Source organism: Streptomyces sp. NPDC002669, assembly GCF_042889165.1.
GTDB lineage: Bacteria > Actinomycetota > Actinomycetes > Streptomycetales > Streptomycetaceae > Streptomyces.
Map to the genome: position 1 here is coordinate 68,405 of NZ_JBIAQQ010000023.1, position 18,239 is coordinate 86,643.

The 18,239-nt window shown below is 73.1% G+C and carries 15 protein-coding genes; 5 read left to right on the top strand and 10 right to left on the bottom strand.

All coding sequences use genetic code 11. The annotated features are described in order from the left end of the window. Positions 1-26: 26 nt before the first annotated feature. From ACFYW1_RS28745 to ACFYW1_RS28780, 8 genes are all read right to left on the bottom strand, one after another. Positions 27-1,109, bottom strand: a complete 1,083-nt coding sequence (locus ACFYW1_RS28745; RefSeq protein ID WP_388999342.1) for a Zn-dependent alcohol dehydrogenase — start codon at positions 1,107-1,109, stop codon at positions 27-29. A gap of 86 nt (positions 1,110-1,195) precedes the next feature. Further along, the gene (locus ACFYW1_RS28750) at positions 1,196-2,584 is read right to left on the bottom strand and encodes an aldehyde dehydrogenase family protein (RefSeq protein ID WP_388999345.1); all 1,389 of its coding nucleotides are present in this window, start codon (positions 2,582-2,584) and stop codon (positions 1,196-1,198) included. A gap of 107 nt (positions 2,585-2,691) precedes the next feature. Then, positions 2,692-4,578 carry an ABC transporter ATP-binding protein gene (locus tag ACFYW1_RS28755; protein ID WP_388999348.1) on the bottom strand — a complete coding sequence of 629 codons (1,887 nt, stop codon included), beginning with the start codon at positions 4,576-4,578 and terminating at the stop codon, positions 2,692-2,694. Positions 4,579-4,872: 294 nt separating this feature from the next. Next, entirely contained in the window at positions 4,873-6,300 is a 1,428-nt protein-coding gene (locus tag ACFYW1_RS28760) for a CitMHS family transporter (protein WP_388999351.1), read from the bottom strand. Positions 6,301-6,470: 170 nt separating this feature from the next. Then, entirely contained in the window at positions 6,471-7,091 is a 621-nt protein-coding gene (locus ACFYW1_RS28765; protein WP_388999354.1) for a TetR family transcriptional regulator, read from the bottom strand. A gap of 47 nt (positions 7,092-7,138) precedes the next feature. Continuing rightward, entirely contained in the window at positions 7,139-8,422 is a 1,284-nt protein-coding gene (locus ACFYW1_RS28770; protein ID WP_388999357.1) for a hypothetical protein, read from the bottom strand. Next, positions 8,419-9,291, bottom strand: a complete 873-nt coding sequence (locus tag ACFYW1_RS28775) for a hypothetical protein (protein WP_388999360.1) — start codon at positions 9,289-9,291, stop codon at positions 8,419-8,421. The genes ACFYW1_RS28770 and ACFYW1_RS28775 overlap by 4 nt, the downstream gene beginning before the upstream one ends. Next, a complete protein-coding gene (locus tag ACFYW1_RS28780; RefSeq protein ID WP_388999363.1) occupies positions 9,288-11,366 on the bottom strand; it encodes a right-handed parallel beta-helix repeat-containing protein in 2,079 nt (692 codons plus the stop codon). Before ACFYW1_RS28780 ends, ACFYW1_RS28775 begins: the two co-directional genes overlap by 4 nt. A gap of 122 nt (positions 11,367-11,488) precedes the next feature. Between ACFYW1_RS28780 and hmgA the strand changes: the two genes are divergently transcribed. The 3 genes from hmgA (at position 11,489) to ACFYW1_RS28795 (ending at position 15,006) form a co-directional block, all read left to right on the top strand. After that, on the top strand, positions 11,489-12,817 hold the full coding sequence (gene hmgA, locus ACFYW1_RS28785) for a homogentisate 1,2-dioxygenase (RefSeq protein ID WP_388999366.1): 1,329 nt from the start codon (positions 11,489-11,491) through the stop codon (positions 12,815-12,817). Between the two features lie 102 nt (positions 12,818-12,919). Then, positions 12,920-13,687: a GntR family transcriptional regulator gene (locus ACFYW1_RS28790; RefSeq protein WP_388999369.1), complete on the top strand. Its 768-nt coding sequence runs from the start codon at positions 12,920-12,922 to the stop codon at positions 13,685-13,687. Positions 13,688-13,776: 89 nt separating this feature from the next. Further along, positions 13,777-15,006, top strand: a complete 1,230-nt coding sequence (locus ACFYW1_RS28795) for a type ISP restriction/modification enzyme (protein ID WP_388999372.1) — start codon at positions 13,777-13,779, stop codon at positions 15,004-15,006. Positions 15,007-15,041: 35 nt separating this feature from the next. Here ACFYW1_RS28795 and ACFYW1_RS28800 read toward each other — a convergent pair whose 3' ends face one another. After that, the gene (locus ACFYW1_RS28800) at positions 15,042-15,749 is read right to left on the bottom strand and encodes a TetR/AcrR family transcriptional regulator (protein WP_388999375.1); all 708 of its coding nucleotides are present in this window, start codon (positions 15,747-15,749) and stop codon (positions 15,042-15,044) included. Positions 15,750-15,811: 62 nt separating this feature from the next. Between ACFYW1_RS28800 and ACFYW1_RS28805 the strand changes: the two genes are divergently transcribed. Both ACFYW1_RS28805 and ACFYW1_RS28810 read left to right on the top strand, forming a co-directional pair. Then, positions 15,812-16,795, top strand: a complete 984-nt coding sequence (locus ACFYW1_RS28805) for an ATP-binding cassette domain-containing protein (protein ID WP_388999378.1) — start codon at positions 15,812-15,814, stop codon at positions 16,793-16,795. Beyond that, positions 16,792-17,607: an ABC transporter permease gene (locus tag ACFYW1_RS28810; RefSeq protein ID WP_388999381.1), complete on the top strand. Its 816-nt coding sequence runs from the start codon at positions 16,792-16,794 to the stop codon at positions 17,605-17,607. The genes ACFYW1_RS28805 and ACFYW1_RS28810 overlap by 4 nt, the downstream gene beginning before the upstream one ends. A 240-nt stretch (positions 17,608-17,847) precedes the next feature. Here the strand turns inward: ACFYW1_RS28810 and ACFYW1_RS28815 are convergent, their stop codons facing one another. After that, the gene (locus ACFYW1_RS28815) at positions 17,848-18,111 is read right to left on the bottom strand and encodes a hypothetical protein (RefSeq protein ID WP_148833798.1); all 264 of its coding nucleotides are present in this window, start codon (positions 18,109-18,111) and stop codon (positions 17,848-17,850) included. Positions 18,112-18,239: the final 128 nt, after the last annotated feature.

Consider the following 18,239-nt stretch of genomic DNA (forward strand, 5'->3'; position numbering starts at 1 on the left):
CGGGCGACGGGGTGACGGGTGGCGGGTTACTCGAACACCACGAGCGCGCGCCCGCCCCGGCCCGCGGTCATGTCGTCGAAGGCGGCCGGGATGCCGTCCAGTCCGATCCGCGCGGTGACCATCATGGAGAGGTCGAACCGGCCCGCCCGGATGTGTCCGGCGAGCACGGGCAGGTCCCGGGCCGGGTCGCTGTTGCCGTACACGCAGCCGGTCAGCGAGCGGCCCCAGTGGAAGATCTCCAGGGCGTTGAAGGACACCTGCTGGTCCTTGCCGCCGATGCCGACGACCGTGGTGCGGCCGCCGCGGCGGGTGGATTCCCAGGCGCCCCGGATGGTGACCGGCCGGCCGACGCACTCGACGGCGACGTCGGCCCCCTGGCCGCCGGTGAGCTTGCGGATCGCGCGCGGGGTGGTGTCGGAGGCGACGACGTAGTCGGTGGCGCCCGCCCGCCGGGCCAGCTCCTCCTTCTGCGGCGACACGTCCACGGCGATGACCTTCGAGGCGCCCGCGATCCGGGCGGCCTGGAGCACCGCGAGGCCGACGCCCCCGATGCCGAACACCACGACGGACTCACCGGCCCGGACCCGGGCGCTGTGGTGGACCGCGCCGTATCCGGTGAGGACCGCGCAGCCGAGCAGGGCGGCGTCGGTGAGCGGGATGCCGGCCGGGGCGGGCAGTACGCAGTTCGCGGCGACGACGGTCTCCTGGGCGAACGCCGCCACGTTCAGCCCGGGGTGGAGTTCGGTGCCGTCGGCGGTGCGGGCGTGGATGCCGGCCGCACCGGCCAGGGCGTTGGCGCAGAGCCAGACCTCGCCGATCCCGCAGTGGTGGCAGTTTCCGCAGGACGGGGCCCAGTTGAGCACGACGCCGTCGCCTGGTGCGACCTGGGTGACGCCCTCGCCGACCGCGACGACGGTGCCCGCGCCTTCGTGCCCGAGGACCGCGGGGACGGGCACCCGCATGGTGCCGTCGGACAGCGAGAGGTCGGAGTGGCAGACGCCCGCGGCGGCGAGCGCGACCCGCACCCGGCCGGGGCCGGGTTCCGGGAGTTCGATGTCGGTGATCTCCAGCGGGGCTTTGACGGCGGGCAGTACGGCGGCGCGGACCACGAACGGGCTCCTCGGCGATCGACGGGACTGGACCGGGCGTGCGGGTGATGCGGGCGGTGCGGGTGACGGCAGGGGCCGGAAAGGGGTCAGAACTGGAGGGACTTGGTCTGGAGGTACTCCGCGAGCCCGTGCGGGCCGAGTTCGCGGCCGATGCCGGACTGCTTGTACCCGCCGAAGGGGGCGAGCGGGTTGAACCGGCCGCCGTTGATGTCCACCTGCCCGGTGTCCATCCGGCGGGCGAAGGCCACGGCCGTGGCGTCGTCGGCGGCCCAGACGGCGCCCGCGAGCCCGTACACGGTGTCGTTGGCGATCCGCAGGGCGTCCTCCTCGTCCTCGTACCGCAGGATCGAGAGGACGGGGCCGAAGATCTCCTCCTGGGCGATGGTCATCTCCGGGGTGACGTCGGCGAACACGGTGGGGCTGACGTAGCAGCCCTTCTCCCGCGGGGCCTCGGGGCCGCCCACCACGAGCCGGGCCCCCTCCTCGACGCCCTTCTCGATGTAACCGCGCACCCGGGCCCGCTGCGCGGCGTTGACGAGGGGGCCGATGCGGTCGCCGTACGTGCCCGCCGCCTCCGCGGCGAGTGCGACCGCCTCGTCGTACTGCGAGGTGTGCACCAGCATGCGGGTCCAGGCGCTGCACGTCTGGCCGGAGTTGCCCATGACGTTCGCGACGCCGACGGCGACGGCCCTGGCGAGGTCCGCGCCCGGCAGGATGACGTTGGCGGACTTGCCGCCCAGTTCGAGGGCGACCCGCTTGACCGCCGCGCCGGCCGTGGCGCCGATCCGCCTCCCGACGGCGGTGGAGCCGGTGAAGGAGACCAGGTCGACGCCGTCGTGCCCGGCCAGGGCCTGTCCGGCGACCGGGCCGAGGCCGGTGACCAGGTTGAACACTCCCGCCGGGACGCCCGCCTCGTGGACGGCCTCGGCGAAGAGCTGGGCGGTCAGCGGGGTGTCCTCGGCGGGCTTGAGGACGATCGTGCAGCCCGCCGCGAGCGCGGGGGCCACCTTGGCCACGATCTGGTGGAGCGGGTAGTTCCACGGGGTGATCGCGCCGACCACGCCGACCGGCTCGGCGTACACGGTGGAGTTGCCGATCTTCTCCTCGAAGACGTACGAGGCGGCAAGCTCGGCGTACGAACCCGCCACCTTGACCGGCAGGCCCGCGTGCACCGCCTGCGCGAACGACGGCGGCGCGCCGAGTTCGGCGGTGACGGTCCCGGCGATCTCGTCCTTGCGGGCCGCCAGCACGTCGCGCAGCGCGGCGATCCGCGCGGCCCGTTCGGCGGGGGCGGTGGCCGCCCAGCCGGGGAGCGCGGCGCGGGCCGCCCGCACCGCGGCGTCGACGTCCTCGGCCGTGCCCGCCGGGACATGGGCGATGACCTGCTCGTCCGCGGGGTTCACGACCTCGATCGTGTCCCGTCCCGCGGCGGGCCGCCAGGCGCCGTCGATGTACATGCCGTCGTGGGCCTTCATGGCTGTTCCTCCCGGACGCGGTTGCGGGCGATGCCGCCCGCCCCAAACTAGCGCCGTTAGTTTTGGGGCGCCAGAGACGCCCGTCACGCCCGGTGGAACGTTCGCGCTCAGCCCAGTTCCGCGGTTTCGTGGCCGGGGTTCTCGAACTGGGTCCGGTACAGCTCCTCGTACCGGCCGCCCGCCGCGAGGAGTTCGTCGTGCGTGCCCCGTTCCACGATCCGCCCGCTCTCCACGACGAGGATGAGGTCGGCCGCCCGCACCGTGGAGAGCCGGTGGGCGATCACGACCGCGGTGCGTCCGGCGAGGGCTTCGGTCAGCGCCTCCTGGACGGCCGCCTCGGAGGTGTTGTCCAGGTGGGCGGTGGCCTCGTCGAGGATGACGACGCGCTGGCGGGCGAGCAGCAGACGGGCGATGGTCAGCCGCTGGCGTTCGCCGCCGGAGAGCCGGTAGCCGCGTTCGCCGACGACGGTGTCGAGCCCGTCGGGCAGCGAGGCGACGAGGCCGTCCAGGCGCGAGCGGCGCAGGGCGTCCCAGAGTTCCTCCTCGGTGGCGCCGGGGCGGGCGAGCAGCAGGTTGGCGCGGACCGACTCGTGGAAGAGGTGGCCGTCCTGGGTGACCATGCCGAGGGTGTCGCGCAGGGTGTCGGCGGTCAGGTCGCGCACGTCGATGCCACCGATGCGCACCGTTCCCCCGTCCGTGTCGTACAGGCGCGGCAGCAGTTGCGCGATGGTCGACTTGCCCGCGCCGGACGAGCCGACGAGCGCCACCGTCTGTCCGGGTTCGGCGCGGAAGGAGACGCCGCGCAGCACTTCACCGCTGTCGCGGGTGTCGAGGGTCGCGACGTCCTCCAGCGAGGCGAGCGAGACCTTGTCGGCGGACGGGTAGCCGAACCTGACCCGGTCGAACTCCACGGACACCGGGCCGTCCGGGACCGTCCGCGCGTCCGGCTTCTGGGCGATGAGCGGTTCCAGATCGAGGACCTCGAAGACCCGCTCGAAGCTGACGAGGGCGCTCATCACCTCGACGCGGGCCCCGGCGAGGGCGGTGAGCGGTGCGTAGAGCCGGGTCAGGAGCAGGGCCAGGGCGACGACCGCGCCCGCGTCCAGCTGTCCGCGCAGCGCGTAGTGGCCGCCGAGCCCGTAGACCAGGGCGAGGGCCAGGGCCGACACGAGGGTGAGGGCGGTGATGAACGCGGACTGGGCCATGGCCGTGCGGACGCCGATGTCGCGCACCCGGCCGGCCCGGGCGGCGAACTCGGCGGACTCGTCGGCGGGCCGGCCGAAGAGCTTGATCAGGGTGGCGCCGGGGGCGGAGAACCGCTCGGTCATCCGGGTGCCCATCGCGGCGTTGTGGGCCGCGGCCTCCCGCTGGAGCCTGGCCATCCGGCTGCCCATCCGGCGGGCCGGCAGGACGAAGACCGGCAGCAGCACCAGCGCGAGCACGGTGATCTGCCAGGAGATGGAGAGCATCACGCCGAGGGTGAGCAGCAGCGTCACGATGTTGCTGACGACGCCGGACAGGGTGTTGCTGAAGGCGCGCTGGGCGCCGATGACGTCGTTGTTGAGGCGGCTGACGAGGGCGCCGGTGCGGGTCCGGGTGAAGAACGCGATCGGCATGCGCTGCACGTGGTCGAAGACGGCCGTGCGCAGATCGAGGATCAGCCCTTCGCCGAGGTTCGCCGAGAGCCAGCGGCTGACCAGGCCGAGGCCGGCCTCCGCGACGGCGATCACCGCGATGAGCAGGGAGAGGCCGGTGACGGTGCCCGACTCCTCGCCCGCCACGATCGCGTCGACGACGCGTCCCGCGAGGATCGGGGTGGCGACCGCGAGGAGCGCCGTCACCACGCTCAGGACCAGGAACTGGACGACCCGGCGCCGGTGCGGCCGGGCGAAGGCGGCGATGCGCCGCAGGGTGGCCCGGTCGAAGGGGCGCCGGTCGGTCTGGGCGTTCATGACGTTGTGGAGCTGTGTCCACGCCGTGGTTTCCATGCTCATGCAAAGAACGTACGACCTCCAGTGGACTTGAGGTCAACACGGATTCCGCGGCGGCGGCCCGGTCGCCCGACCGCCGGTACGGGAGCGGGCCCCGACACCACTGGTGCGCGGCGCCCTCCCGCCCTCCCGTGCGCCGGTACGGGGCCGGCCGGCTCCGGCCGGTCCTGCCGTGCGCCTGCCCCCGGGTGTCCCCCGGGGGCAGGCGCGGTCCTGTTCGGCGGGGGCGGACTGCCGGGCGAGGATGACGAAGAGGGGCGGCCGAGCCCCTGCCGGGCTTCCGGGTGTGCGACGCGGTCAGACGATGCCGAACAGGAGGCCGGCGGCGAGCACCACCAGCGAGGTGAGCGCGGCCCATTTGACGGTGAACCTGGTGTGGTCGCCGAACTCGACCTTCGCCATGCCGACGAGGACGTAGACGGCCGGGACCAGCGGGGACGACATGTGCAGGGGCTGGCCGACCAGGGAGGCGCGGGCGATCTCCAGCGGGGAGACGCCGTGGGCCGCGCCCGCCTCGGCGAGCACCGGGACCACGCCGAAGTAGAAGCCGTCGTTGGACATGAAGTACGTCAGCGGAATGCTCAGGACTCCGGTGACGATCGCCATGTGCGGGCCCATGCCCTCGGGGATCGCGCCGACGAGCCAGTCGGCCATGTGCTCGACCATGCCCGTGCCGGAGAGGACGCCGGTGAAGACGGCGGCGGCGAAGACCATGCCGGAGACGTTGAGGACGTTGTCGGCGTGGGCGGCGATGCGGGCCCGCTGGTCGGGCATGTGGGGGAAGTTGACGGTGAGGGCGAGGGCGGCGCCGAGCAGGAACAGCACCGGGATCGGCATCAGTTCCATGATCATCGCGGCGAGCAGGGCGACGGTGAGGCCCGCGTTGAACCAGTACAGCCGGGGGCGCAGGGTGGGCCGGTTCGGGTCCAGGCCCTTGAAGCCCTCGTCCACGTCCTCCCCCGCGCTCTCCGCGCTTCCGCCAGCACCGGTGCCGGTGCCCCGGTCCGCTCCGCCGGAGGTCCTGCGGGCGCGGTCGCCGCCGCCCGCCGCGACGAGCACGGCCTCCGGTTCGGTGACCGTCCGCCCGGCCGGTTCCCCGTCGAGGGTGAGCAGGCCGATCCGCTTGCGCTCGCGCCGGCCGAGCACGACGGCGAGGAGCAGCACGGCGGCCAGTCCGACGCCGAGCGCAGGGATCATCGGGACGAAGATGTCGCCCGCGTCGAGCTTGAGCGCGGTGGCGGCGCGGGCGGTGGGGCCGCCCCAGGGGAGGGTGTTCATGACGCCGTTGGCGGTGGCGGCGACCCCGGTCATCACGACCAGGCTCATCTTGAGGCGCTTGTACAGCGGGTACATCGCCGAGACGGTGATCATGAACGTGGTGGAGCCGTCGCCGTCGAGCGAGACGATCGCGGCGAGCACCGCCGTGCCGACGACGATCCGCATCGGGTCGGCCTTGCAGAAGCGCAGGATGCCCCGCACGATCGGGTCGAAGAGGCCGACGTCGATCATCACGCCGAAGTAGACGATGGCGAACATCAGCATCGCGGCGGTCGGGGCCAGGTTGCCGACGCCGTCTATGACGTAGTCGCCGAGCTTCGCGCCCTGTCCGACGGCGACGCAGAACAGTGCGGGGATCAGGACCAGCGCCGCGATCGGCGACATCTTCTTCATCATGATCAGGACCAGAAAGGTCGTAATCATGGCGAAGCCGAGGATTGTCAGCATGTGGGATACCTATCGTTCACCCTTGAACTCCCACCGGAGTCGGCGGTGCGGATGACGTTAGGGCTCGCCCCGCGGCGTTAACAAGATGTTGACATGCGAGCAATACGAGCAAAACCCCAGGTCAACGCGTTGTTCACCCGGCGGGTGCAGTCCGGCCCTGTGCGCACGGGTCAGTCCAGGAGCCGCGCCAGGTAGGCCCGCAGCAGGATGCGGGTCTCGGCGACGATGGCCGGATCGCCCTCCGGGTCGCTGCGGAACGCCAGCCTGAGGACGGCGTCGGCGGCCTCGACGCAGACCAGGATGGTGCGGAGCCGCTCCTCCTCGGGGGCGTGGCCGAGGTATCCGGAGAGCAGTTCGGCGAGCCGGCCGGCGACCCGGCGGTTGGCGTCGTCGGCGGGGTCGTCGACGGGGGCCGGCACACCGAAGTCGACCAGGGCGAATCCGGCCATGGACCGCTTCATGGCCAGGTACTCGTCCAGGACGGCGTCGATGGCGCTGCGCCAGTCGGCGGTGGGGATCTCGGCCAGCCGGGCGGTGACGCGCTCGGCGTAGCTGTCCAGGTTGCGGCGGGCCAGGGCGTCGGTCAGCGCGCGCTTGTTGGAGAAGAAGCGGTAGACGGAGCCGATGGGCACTTCGGCGCGCATGGCCACGGCCCGGGTGGACAGTTGCTCGTAGCCGGTCTCGTCGAGGAGTTCGGCGCAGGCGTCGAGTATCCGGGCGAGGCGTTCGGCGCTGCGCTGCTGCACGGGGGCACGGCGGAGGTTCGTGTTGACATGGGGCACGGGCTCCATGATGCCGTGGGTCTCCTCTGCGACGGGTGGCCGACCGCCGTCGTTGCTCACACGATGAGCAACGAAAGCCCTCCGACGGTATAGGCGATCATCAGGATCAGCAGCGGGAGCTGCCCCGCGACGGCGCGGCCGGGCGGGAAGAGGCGTACGGACCGGTCGTGGGCGGCGACGACGCCGAGCACATGGCCGAGGACGATCGCGAGGACCTGGAGCGTGGCGACGCCGCCGGGTCCCAGGGGCGGATCGGGCGGGGCGGGACCGTCGGCGCCGAACGCCGTCATGACGGTGCGCGGCCCCTCGGTGACGAAGAGCGTGAAGTAGTGGGCGACGAGGTAGCCGAGGGCGATCGGGACGAGCGAGTGGGCGAAGGAGGTGAGGGGGTGGCGGAGCCGGCCGGATATCAGCCGGACGGCCCCGGAGCACAGGGCGTAGAGGGTGGCGACGAGGGCGACGGCGGCCAGGAGGCCGAGCGTGGCCGCGGCGGTGCGGCCCAGGGGCGAGGTCTGGACGGTGGCGATCCAGGAGGGGGAGTCGGAGAAGCCGTCGTAGGCGGTGGAGCCGAGCATGACGCAGACGGTGGCGACGAGCCCGGGAAGCTGCGGGGTGGCGTCGAGGCCGTTGAACGGGGAGCGGAGCACGAGGCGGCCGTCGGCGGGGCGGCGGCCGAGCGGGGAGAGCCGGGCGAGCAGGCCGGAGTAGACCTCGAAGGCGTCCGCGTGGTCGAACCACCCGGCGCCGTGGCGGGCGGCGCCCGCGAGCTGGACGGCGGCGTGGAGGGCGAGGAAGGGCAGCAGGGTGGTGGCCGACGCGGGGTCGGGGGCGACGAGTTCGAGCCAGGTGAAGGCGAGGAGCCCGGCCGCGGCGGGCCACAGGCCGAGCCGGGCGGGCAGGGGACGCCCCTCCTCCGGGTCGCGGCGGAGCAGGCGGCAGGCGACGAGGTGGACGGTGCGCAGCGGGTTGACCGGCCGCCAGACGGGGCCGAGGAGGAGCGAGGCGGGGACCAGCCCGACCCAGAGGAGCACGTACACGGCGCCGGGGGCCGGGTTGCGTTCCGGGTCGTCCGGTCCGAGGAGGAGGTGGAGGACGACGAACAGCCCGGCGGCGAGTCCCAGGACGCGCAGGGCGGTGCGGGTGGGGCGGGCGTCGGTGAGGCGCTGGACGGCGGCCGGGACCGGGCGGCCCGCCCGGTCGCCCCGGAAGCGTGGGGCGGACCAGAGCAGGCCGAGCGCGAGGAAGGAGACGAAGAGCGCGGTGAAGGCTCCGGCGAAGGCGTAGAAGGGGGACAGCGGCAGGTCGTGCTGGGCGCCGATGCCGTGGGCCAGGGCGGTCACCGTACGACGAGTTGGGTCAGGAGCAGGTCGGACTCGTGCGTCTCGACCTCGAAGAGCCCGCTGCGGTCGGCGGTGAAGGTCAGGGTGACGGTGCGGCCCGCGGGCAGCCGGGCCTCCTTGTCGTAGCCGTGGACGTGGAGGCTGTCGGCGCGGTCGCTGCGCACGCGCAGCCGGACGGTGCCGCCCTTCTCGACCTCGGTGCGGCCGGGGGCGGGGCTGACCCTGCCGTGGGAGACGACGATCTCCAGGTCCGTGTCGGGCCGGGCCTCCCCGGGGCGGGTCCCGCCGGGGGCCGGCCGTGTGGCGGTGGGCTCCGCCGAGGAGGTGGCGAGGGAGGCGGTGGCCTGGACGGGGGTGCCGTGCACGGCCCAGGCGGTGTGGTCGTCGGCGTAGAGCCGGGCGGTGAGGCCGGTGCCGCCGCCCGCACCGCGGACGAGGGAGGCGGGGAGGTGGTACCAGGCGCCGTAGACGCGGGCGAGGGGGCGGCCGTCGAGGAACAGGCGGGCGTGGCCGCGCCCGGGGAGGGCGGCGCCGCCCACGCTGTCCGGGGTGAACCGGAAGTTCCGCACGGTGAGGCGGACGTTCCATCCGTCCTCGGAGTCCCGCCGCACGGCGACCGTCACGGCGGGGGCGCCCTCGGCGTCGACCTCGCGCAGCCGGTTGCCCGAGCCGTCGTCGGCGGTGAGCAGTCGGCCGGTGTCCCCGTCGGCCTGTTCGTGGCTCGTTCCGGGTTTGTGGTGGGTGGTGGCCCGCCCGCCGCAGGCGCTCGCCCCGAACACGAGGGCGCCCGCGGTGAGCACGGTGACGGCCGTGACGACCGGTCGCCCGCGGAAACGCCCCGTGCTCCGTCCCTTTCCGAAACGCCTCATGCTCCGTCCCCTTCCGCGATCCGCGACGCCTCCGCGGGCCGTGCCGTCTCCAAGTTCTCCGCCGTTCCGGGGTCCCCGCCCCGTTCGCCGTGCCGGGCGGCGGCGATCACGGCCCACACCACCCAGACCACGCCGAGGAGTCCGCGCACCCAGGCCGGGCCGAGCGGGATCCACGGGATCATGAACACGGCCTTGTCGAGGGCGTCCAGCAGCGTGAGCGCGCCCAGCACCACCGTGGTCCATCCCAGCCCCGGCCGTTCGCGCCGCAGCACGAGCCCGGTCCCGGTCCACCACACCCCGGTCAGCAGCAGGGCCAGCGCGGGCACGTAGGAGGAGGCGAGCCCCGTCGTCGAACCGGCGACGTCCAGCGCGAGGCCGATCGCCCCGAGCGCCGTGACGACGGTGGCGGACCGGCTGCCCCGCAGCCTGCGCCACCACAGCACCCCGCCGACCAGCGCGAGCACCACGGCGATCGCCAGCGCCATCTGCGTCTCGACGCGCTCGATGCCCCGCGCGCCGTACCAGTCGCAGCCGGCCGGCAGCCGCCGCGCCCGCACGTCGTAGTCGGCGCAGACCATCAGCTGGGCCAGCTTGACCGGTTCGCCGACGAGCCGGTCGCCGCCGCCGGACACGGCGCCGCGCTCGGCGCCGCAGGTGGGCAGGGCGCGCGGGGACGACGCCCCGGTGTCCGCCTGCCAGCAGTTGCCGCCGCCCTGGCCGTCCCACCAGACGTCGGTGCGGTTGGGCCGGGAGTTGCCCGCCCGGTCCTTGCCGAGGTGGTTGTTCGCGTACCGGTTGTGGTGGGAGGTGTCGGCCTGCTTGGACAGCTCGTCCTCGCCCCGGATGAAGGCGGGGACGGCGGACAGGTAGAAGGCGGTGCGCCGGTGCCCGTAGATCCAGTTGTTCTCGTACAGGTTCCAGTTGCCGCCCGCGGTGATGATGCCGGTGCCGGGCGGCATGGAGATCTGCGGGCAGACGACGCCGTCCTCGTAGCCCCGCTCCACGGGCGGTTTGGCGCAGGTGCCGTCGGCGACGTACCGGTAGTAGTCGGCGTTGTTGTCGTGGATCAGGTTGCGCTCGAAGCGGGCGTGGTTCTGCGGCAGTCCGGGGTGGCCGGGGAAGGCGCTGTCCATCGAGGCGCCGCCCATGTTGTGGTCGAACTCGTTGTCGTGGACGTAGACGGAGTCGCCCGCCGTGCCCGAGTAGCCGACCATGTTGTGGTGGCTGCGGCAGCCGGTGATCTCGATGGAGTAGCGCGGTACGTCGTAGCCGTGGCCGTCGTTGATGTTCGAGGCGCTGCCGGGGTAGATGCCGGAGTCGCCGTTGCCGTACGACTCGCAGTTCTTGTACAGCCCGTGGTCGCTCGCGAAGGTCAGGAAGCCGTACTCGTCGTTCCAGCGGGTGAGGACGTCGTCGATGACGAAACCGTCCTGCGCCAGGACGTACAGGGAGTTGAAGGTGGTTCGCTGGGCGGTGAAGTTCTTGAAGTAGACGCCGTCGGACCGGTCCGCGCGGATCGCGTTGAGCTTGCGGTACTTGGCGTCGATCACCACGTCCGTGCGCTCGGCGCCCGTGCCCTCGATCTGGAGGTTCTTCTTGCCGAGGATCGCCACCAGGTTCTGGTTGTGCGGGCATCGCGCCTGCTGGGCGTAGGACAGGATCTGGTAGCCGAGCTGGGAATCGGGGGCCTTCAGCCGGGCGCACTCCCCCGCCGGTGCGGGCAGCGAGGGCTCCTCCTCGTACAGGCCGGGCAGGACCGCGATGTTCATGCCCGGCCTGTCGACCGCGTCGACGGCCTGTTGCAGGTGGCGGAAGCCGGACTTCAGGCACCGGTCGAAGAGTTTCAGGTTCCGGTCGCGCAGTTCGGTGGGAAAGGCCGCCACCCGGCGCCCGAAGTCCGCCCGGTCGCCCTTGCAGACCAGCAGATCGGGTTCGCCCGTGCGATACACGGGAACGCTTCCGGTTCCGTCGGGCAGTTCGACCGGACGTTCTTCGTGCGCCTGCGCCACGGGGGCCGCGAGGAGGGCGGCCGCGAACGCCACCAGGACCACCAGAAGTCTTCGTGTCCACGACATGAGCGAGAGAGTAGAGCATTGTTCAACTTCTGGAACCCCCCCGTGCGTCACGAATGCCGTTGACGCGCCCCGATTCGATTCCTACGGTTGTCCATAGGATTTCTTCGGCACCGGGAGCGCGGATGAGCGGCATCGAGCAGGCGAGGAAGACGGCGGAGGGGCTTGAGTACTCCGCCGGTTTCGGCAATCAGCACAGCTCGGAGGCGGTGACGGGGGCATTGCCACACGGCCGCAACTCCCCCCAGCGCGCCCCCCTCGGGCTCTACGCGGAGCAGCTGAGCGGCTCGGCCTTCACCGAACCGCGCGCCCACAACCGCCGTTCCTGGCTCTACCGGATCCGCCCCTCGGCCGCCCACCCGCCGTTCGCCCGGATCGACAACGGCGCCCTGCGCACCGCCCCGTTCACCGAATCCGTGCCCGACCCCAACCGGCTGCGCTGGGACCCGCTCCCCGAGCCCGCCGCCGGGACGGACTTCCTGGCCGGCCTGTGGACCCTCGGCGGCAACGGCGACGCGACGCAGCGCACCGGCATGGCCGTGCACCTCTACAGCGCCAACGCGTCCATGACGGACCGGGTGTTCGGCGACGCCGACGGCGAGCTCCTGATCGTCCCGGAGCACGGCGGCCTGCTGCTGCGCACCGAGATGGGCCTGCTGCGCGCCGAGCCGGGGCACGTCGCGCTGATCCCGCGCGGCGTCCGGTTCCGCGTGGAGCTGCTCGACGCCACCGCCCGGGGCTACGTCTGCGAGAACTACGGCCAGCCGTTCGTCCTGCCCGACCTCGGCCCGATCGGCGCCAACGGACTGGCCAACGCCCGGGACTTCCTGGCCCCCGTCGCCGCGTACGAGGACGAGGACCGACCGGTCGAGGTGATCAACAAGTTCTGCGGGAACCTCTGGTCCGCGACCTACGACCACTCCCCGCTCGACGTCGTCGCCTGGCACGGCAACCACACCCCGTACGTCTACGACCTGCGCCGCTTCAACGTCATCGGCTCGATCAGCTACGACCACCCCGACCCGTCGATCTTCACGGTGCTGACCTCGCCGTCCGACACCCCGGGGCTGGCCGGGGTCGACTTCGTCGTCTTCGCGCCGCGCTGGCTGGTCGGCGAGGACACCTTCCGGCCGCCGTACTTCCACCGCAACGTGATGAGCGAGTACATGGGCCTGATCGAGGGCGCGTACGACGCGAAGACGGCCGGCAAGGGCGGCTTCGTCCCCGGTGGCGGCTCGCTCCACAACATGATGTCGGCGCACGGCCCGGACCGGGAGACCTTCGACCGGGCGAGCGAGGCGGAGCTGAAGCCGCAGAAGATCGACGACGGCCTGGCCTTCATGTTCGAGACCCGCTGGCCGGTGACGGCGACCGCGCAGGCGGCGACGGCCGGTCATCTGCAGCGCGGCTACGACGACGTGTGGCAGGGTCTGAGCCGCAACTTCAGGCCGTAGGCGGCGGGGCCGTTCCCCGGCCCCGCCCCGGCGCGTCCGCCCCGTCGCGGTACGGAGAGACCAGTCGCAGTACGGAGAGACCAGGTGACCCAGGTGCCCCAGATGCCCAAGACGCCCCCGGGGCCGGCCTTCGCCCCCGACTCGCTGGTCCTGAACCGCAAGCTGCCGCTGTGGTACCAGGTCTCGCAGTCGCTGCGCGCCTCGATACTCGGCCGGGCCCAGGACGCGTCGGCGCGGCTGCCCACCGAGGAACAGCTCGCCGCGCACTACGGCGTCAGCGTCCTGACGATGCGCCAGGCGCTCAAGGAGCTGGAGTCGGAGGGACTGATCAGCAGGCACCGGCGGCGCGGCACGTTCATCGAGCCGCGCGCCCGCCGGGTCTCGCCGGTCCGGCTGCTCGGCTCGATCGACGCGATCGTGGCCCAGCAGTCGGGCGAGCGGACCGAGGTCCTCGGCCACGGCCCGGTCGCCGTGCCCGGGGACCTCGGCGAGTACTTCCCCGACTGCGCCGAGGTGGTCGGCTACCGCCGACTGCGCTGCGACGAGAACGACGACGAGCCCACCAACTGGGCGGAGAACATGGTGCATCCCGAGGTCGCGGCCCGTCTCGACGTCGCCGATCTCGAACGCTGGCCGATGACCAAGGTGCTGCGCGACCGGGTCGGCGTCCGGATCGCGCGCATCACCGACACCGTCGAGGCCCGCCTCGCCGACCCGCCCACCGCCGAACTCCTGAAGGTGCCGCTGCTGAGCCCGATCCTGTTCTACACGGGCGTGACGTACGACGAGAACGGCCGGGTGGTCGACGTGGCACGCATCCGGTACCGGGGCGACCGCTTCTCCTTCTCGGTCACCCTGGAGGCCCACTGAGGGCCCTCGCGCGGGACGGGACCGCTCCGCACGGGCACGGTTACGATGCCCGGGAAGGCGGCGGGCGTGGCGACGGGGAGGACGGCACGGTGGCAGCACGGGCGGCGGGCGGCTCCGGCGACGGCCAGGACGCGGACGCCCCGCTCCTCGACGATCTCATGCCCTGGTCCGTACGGCCGTTGCGCACCGGGCGCCCCTGGGTCCTCGCCCCCGACGCCGCCTCGCTCAGGGCGCGCTGGGACCGGCTGGTGCGGGCCCCGGCCGACGAACGCGAACGACTGTTCCGGGCCAGCCGGTCCCGTGATCCGTGGACCTCGGTGGCGGCGCTGCCGGGGCAGTCCACCGGCACCGGCCGGTTCGCCCGCGAGGACGGGCCGTGCCCCGAGCCGGTACGGATCGCGCACGGCCCGTTCGACCGGCAGTGGCTGCTGCCCGACCACCGGCTGATCGACGCCGCCCGCCCCGAGCTGTGGCGGGTCGCCGACGGGCACCAGCTGTTCGTCGTGGAGCACGGACGCGTGCCCCGGGACACCGGCCCCGCCCTGTCCCTGACGGCGCTGCTCCCGGACGGCCACTCCCCCGCCGGCCGGCCGGGCCGGATCCGTCCGCTGTACCGGCGCCCCGGCGGTCTCGAACCCAATCTGGCCCCGGGGCTGCTCGCGCTGCTGGGCGAACTCCACGGCGGACCGGTCACCGCGGAGGCCGTGCTGGCGTGGGTGCTCGCGGCGGCCCGGCCCTCGCCCGCCGGATGCGTGGTGCCGCTGCCCGCCGACCCCGCGCGCTGGTCGGCCGGGGTGGAACTGGGGCGGGAGCTGGTGCGGTTGCAGCTGCGGGGTGCTCGGGGCCGGGAGCGCCCGCGGCTGCCGGGCGGGCGCCGCCCCTACGTGCGGTCCGCGATCCCGCCGGTGCCGGCCGCGCCGGAGTACGACCCGGACGGGGAGACGCTCGCGCTGGGCACCGGGCGCATCTCGCCGGTGCCCGCCGGGGCCTGGGAGTTCCGGGTGGGCGGGGTCCGGGTGCTGGAGCTGTGGTTCGGGCGCCGCACGGCGTCCGGCGCACCGGACCCGGACGGCCTGGAGGCCGTGCGCCCCCGGGCCTGGCTCCAGGAGTGGACCTCGGAGCTGCTGGAGCTGATCACCCTGCTGGCCCTGCTGGACGGGCTGCGCCCCCGGCAGGAGGCCCTGGACGTCGGCCCGCCGGTCACCGCCGCCGACCTGCGGGCGGCGGGCGTCCTGCCCGTCCCGGCCGCCGCCCGTCGGCCCGCGTCCGTGCTGGAGCATCAGGAGGAGGGCCCGGGCGGGCAGTTCGCGCTGCTGTGACCGGGTGCCCGGCGACCGGACCGGCCGCCGGGCGGCTACCGGCCGAACGAGTTCAGCACCCGGTCGAGAGCCCGGTCGAAGACCCCCTCCAGATCGATCGGTCCGGAATCCTCGGCGAACCCGGCCGCCATCCGCGGATACTTCCCGGTCGAGATCTGGCCGATCAGGTAGGCGGTGCGCGCCTGCTGCTCCTGCTCCTCGGACCAGGGCAGCGACCGGCTGCGCTCCGCCGTGGCGATCTCGTTGGTCACATAGGTGGTGACCACGCCGTTGACCAGGGCGATCAGTTCCATCTTCTCGCCGAACCGCGCGTCGACCCCGTCCAGGCAGCTGAGCGCGTACTCCAGGTAGCGCAGCGCGTTCGGGCTGAAGCCGTACACGGGTGACATCAGCCGGGGCACCCAGGTGTGGCGGTGCATCATCGCGCGTGCCTGGTGGGCCAGTGCGGTCAGATCGGCCCGCCAGTCACCGGACGGCTCGGGGAACACGTAATCGGCGCTGACCGCGTCGAGCATCAGCTCGTGCAGGTCCTCCTTGCGCGGCACGTAGTTGTAGAGCGACATCGTGCCGCAGCCCAGCTCCGCCGCGACCTTCCGCATGGAGACCGCGTCGAAGCCCTCCGCGTCGGCGATGCGGACGGCCGCCGCCGCGATGTCCGCACGGCTGAAGGCCGGTCTGGGGCCGCGACCCGCACGCTCGGGGCGCGCCCAGATCACTTCGGGTACAGCGGGTCGCCCCACCATCGATCATCACCTCGCCTCCATCGTAGTTACGTACACCGTACGTAGTGCGGTACGGTGGCCGCATGACGACTACGTACGCTGTACTTAGTGAAGGTCTGGAGAAGTGCTACGGCGACGTCCACGCACTGCGGGGGCTCGATCTCGCCGTCGCCGAGGGCTCCGTCTGCGGGGTGCTGGGGCCGAACGGCGCGGGGAAGAGCACCGCGGTCCGGGTGCTCACCACGTTGACGGCGCCGGACGCCGGGAGCGCCCGGGTCGCGGGGCACGACGTGGTGCGCGAGGCGGCGGCGGTGCGCGGGGCGATCGGTGTCACCGGGCAGGACGCCTCCGTCGACGGCGAGCTGAGCGGGCGGCAGAACCTGCGGCTCTTCGCGAAGCTGCTGCGGCTGCGCGGCGAGGCCGCGCGCAGCCGCGCCGACGAACTCCTGGAGCGCTTCGAGCTGACCGGGGCGGCCGACCGCCCGGCCCGCACCTATTCCGGCGGCATGCGGCGCCGCCTCGACCTCGCGGCCAGCCTGCTGACCCGCCCGCGGGTGCTCTTCCTGGACGAGCCGACCACCGGGCTCGACCCGCACAGCCGCAACCAGATCTGGGCGGCGGTCCGGGACCTGGCGGACCTCGGCACGACCGTCCTGCTCACCACGCAGTACCTGGAGGAGGCCGACCAGCTGGCCGACGACATCGTGCTGATCGACCGGGGCCGGGCCGCCCACCGCGGCACCCCCGCGGAGCTGAAGTCCCTCATCGGCAGCTACGCCGAGGTGGTCGTCGCCGACGAGTCGGCGCTGGTCCCGGCGGCCGGCGTGCTCGACCGGCTCACCGGGGCCGAACCGGCGCTCGACCACGAGCGCCGCACCGTGGGCGCCGTCGCGGCCGACACCACGCTCACCCTCCCGCGGATCGTCCGCGAACTCGACGCGGCCGGAGTGCCGCTGGTCGACGCGAGCCTGCGCCCGCCGACGCTCGACGAGGTCTTCCTCCGGCTGACCGGTCGCGACGGCGTCCGCACCACCCCGAACCCGACCCCGAAGGAGGCAGCGGCATGAGCGCCACGACACCGCGCGTCGCCCCCGTACCGAGCACCCCGGTCGCCGACTGCCTGGCCATGCTGGGCCGTCACCTCCAGCGGATCAAGGCGTCCCCGGGCGTGATGATCCTGACCCAGACCATGCCGATCACGATGCTGCTCTTCTTCGGGTACGTCTTCGGCAGCGCCCTGGCCGTGCCCGGCCGGGAGTACCGCGCGTTCCTGGTGCCGGGGCTGCTGGCGGCGACGGCGGCGAACGGCATCATGGTCGGAATGTTCCAGTCGGCGCAGGACTGCCAGCGCGGGGTGATGGACCGGCTCCGCACGCTGCCGATGAGCCGCCCGGCCGTGCCCTTCGGCCAGACCGCGGCCGATCTGCTGACCACGGCCGTCGGCATGGTCCCGCTGATCCTGGTGGGGCTCGCGGTCGGCTGGCGGATCGAGGGCGGGCCGCTCGCCGCGCTGGGCGCCTTCGGACTGCTGCTGCTCTTCCGCTTCGCCACGTCCTGGCTGGGCTACTGGCTGGGGCTGCTGATCCGCAACGAGGAGATCGCCGGTCAGGTGGGCAGCGCCACCTTCGTCCTGCCGCTGCTGTCGAGCGCGTACATCCCGACCGACAACCTGCCGGGGTGGCTGCGGACGATCGCGGAGTGGAACCCGATCAGCGCCATGGCCTCGGCGACCCGGGACCTGTTCGGCAACGCCTCGCCGGCCTCCGACGCCGCCTGGCCGGTCGCCCATCCGGTGGCCGGAACGCTGCTCTGGTCGGCGCTGCTGCTCGCGGTGTTCGTGCCGCTGTCGGTACGGCGCCACGCGCGCGGCGGCGAGTGACGGGAACGCCGGCCACGGCCCCCGGCGCGGGAGTGACGGTCACGCGCGGGAAGGGCGGTTCGCCGGAGGGGAACATGTCGAAGCGCCGCTGCCGGCCCCGGGGATGACGGGGAGGGTCGACAGCAGCGCGGAGCCGGGACGGTGCATTTGGTTCACCGTCCCGGACCGGAGGCCCGGATGACGGGCCCCGGCCGGGGAGTCCGGGCCGAGGACCGACGGGTGGTCAGACGGGCCGAAGGGTCAGCGGTGACTTCCGAAGAGCGAACGCCTCAGTCGTCGCAACGGCGCGAAGAGCGACACCCGCGCGCTCTTGCTCCGACGGCGGTGAGCGGCGTCGCGCGAGGTGAGCTCGCGCATCAGCAGCGTCGCCTCCGCGGCTTCCCGCTGTGGCACGGCGGGTCCGCCGAGCACCGCGAGATGGCGGTCGAGGCGCGAACTCGTCGCACCACTCCCGCATGTGATGGCAGGCACACGTGGCCTGCTCCGCATCGCTATCTGTTCCATGTCACTCCCCACCCGTACGAGGGCACCCGCCCCGGGCAGGTTAACCCTATCGCCCCGCGACGACACTCGTGTATCCCGGGCGCAGGATTGCGCACACCTGTACGGGGGTTGACACCGGCCCCCGGATC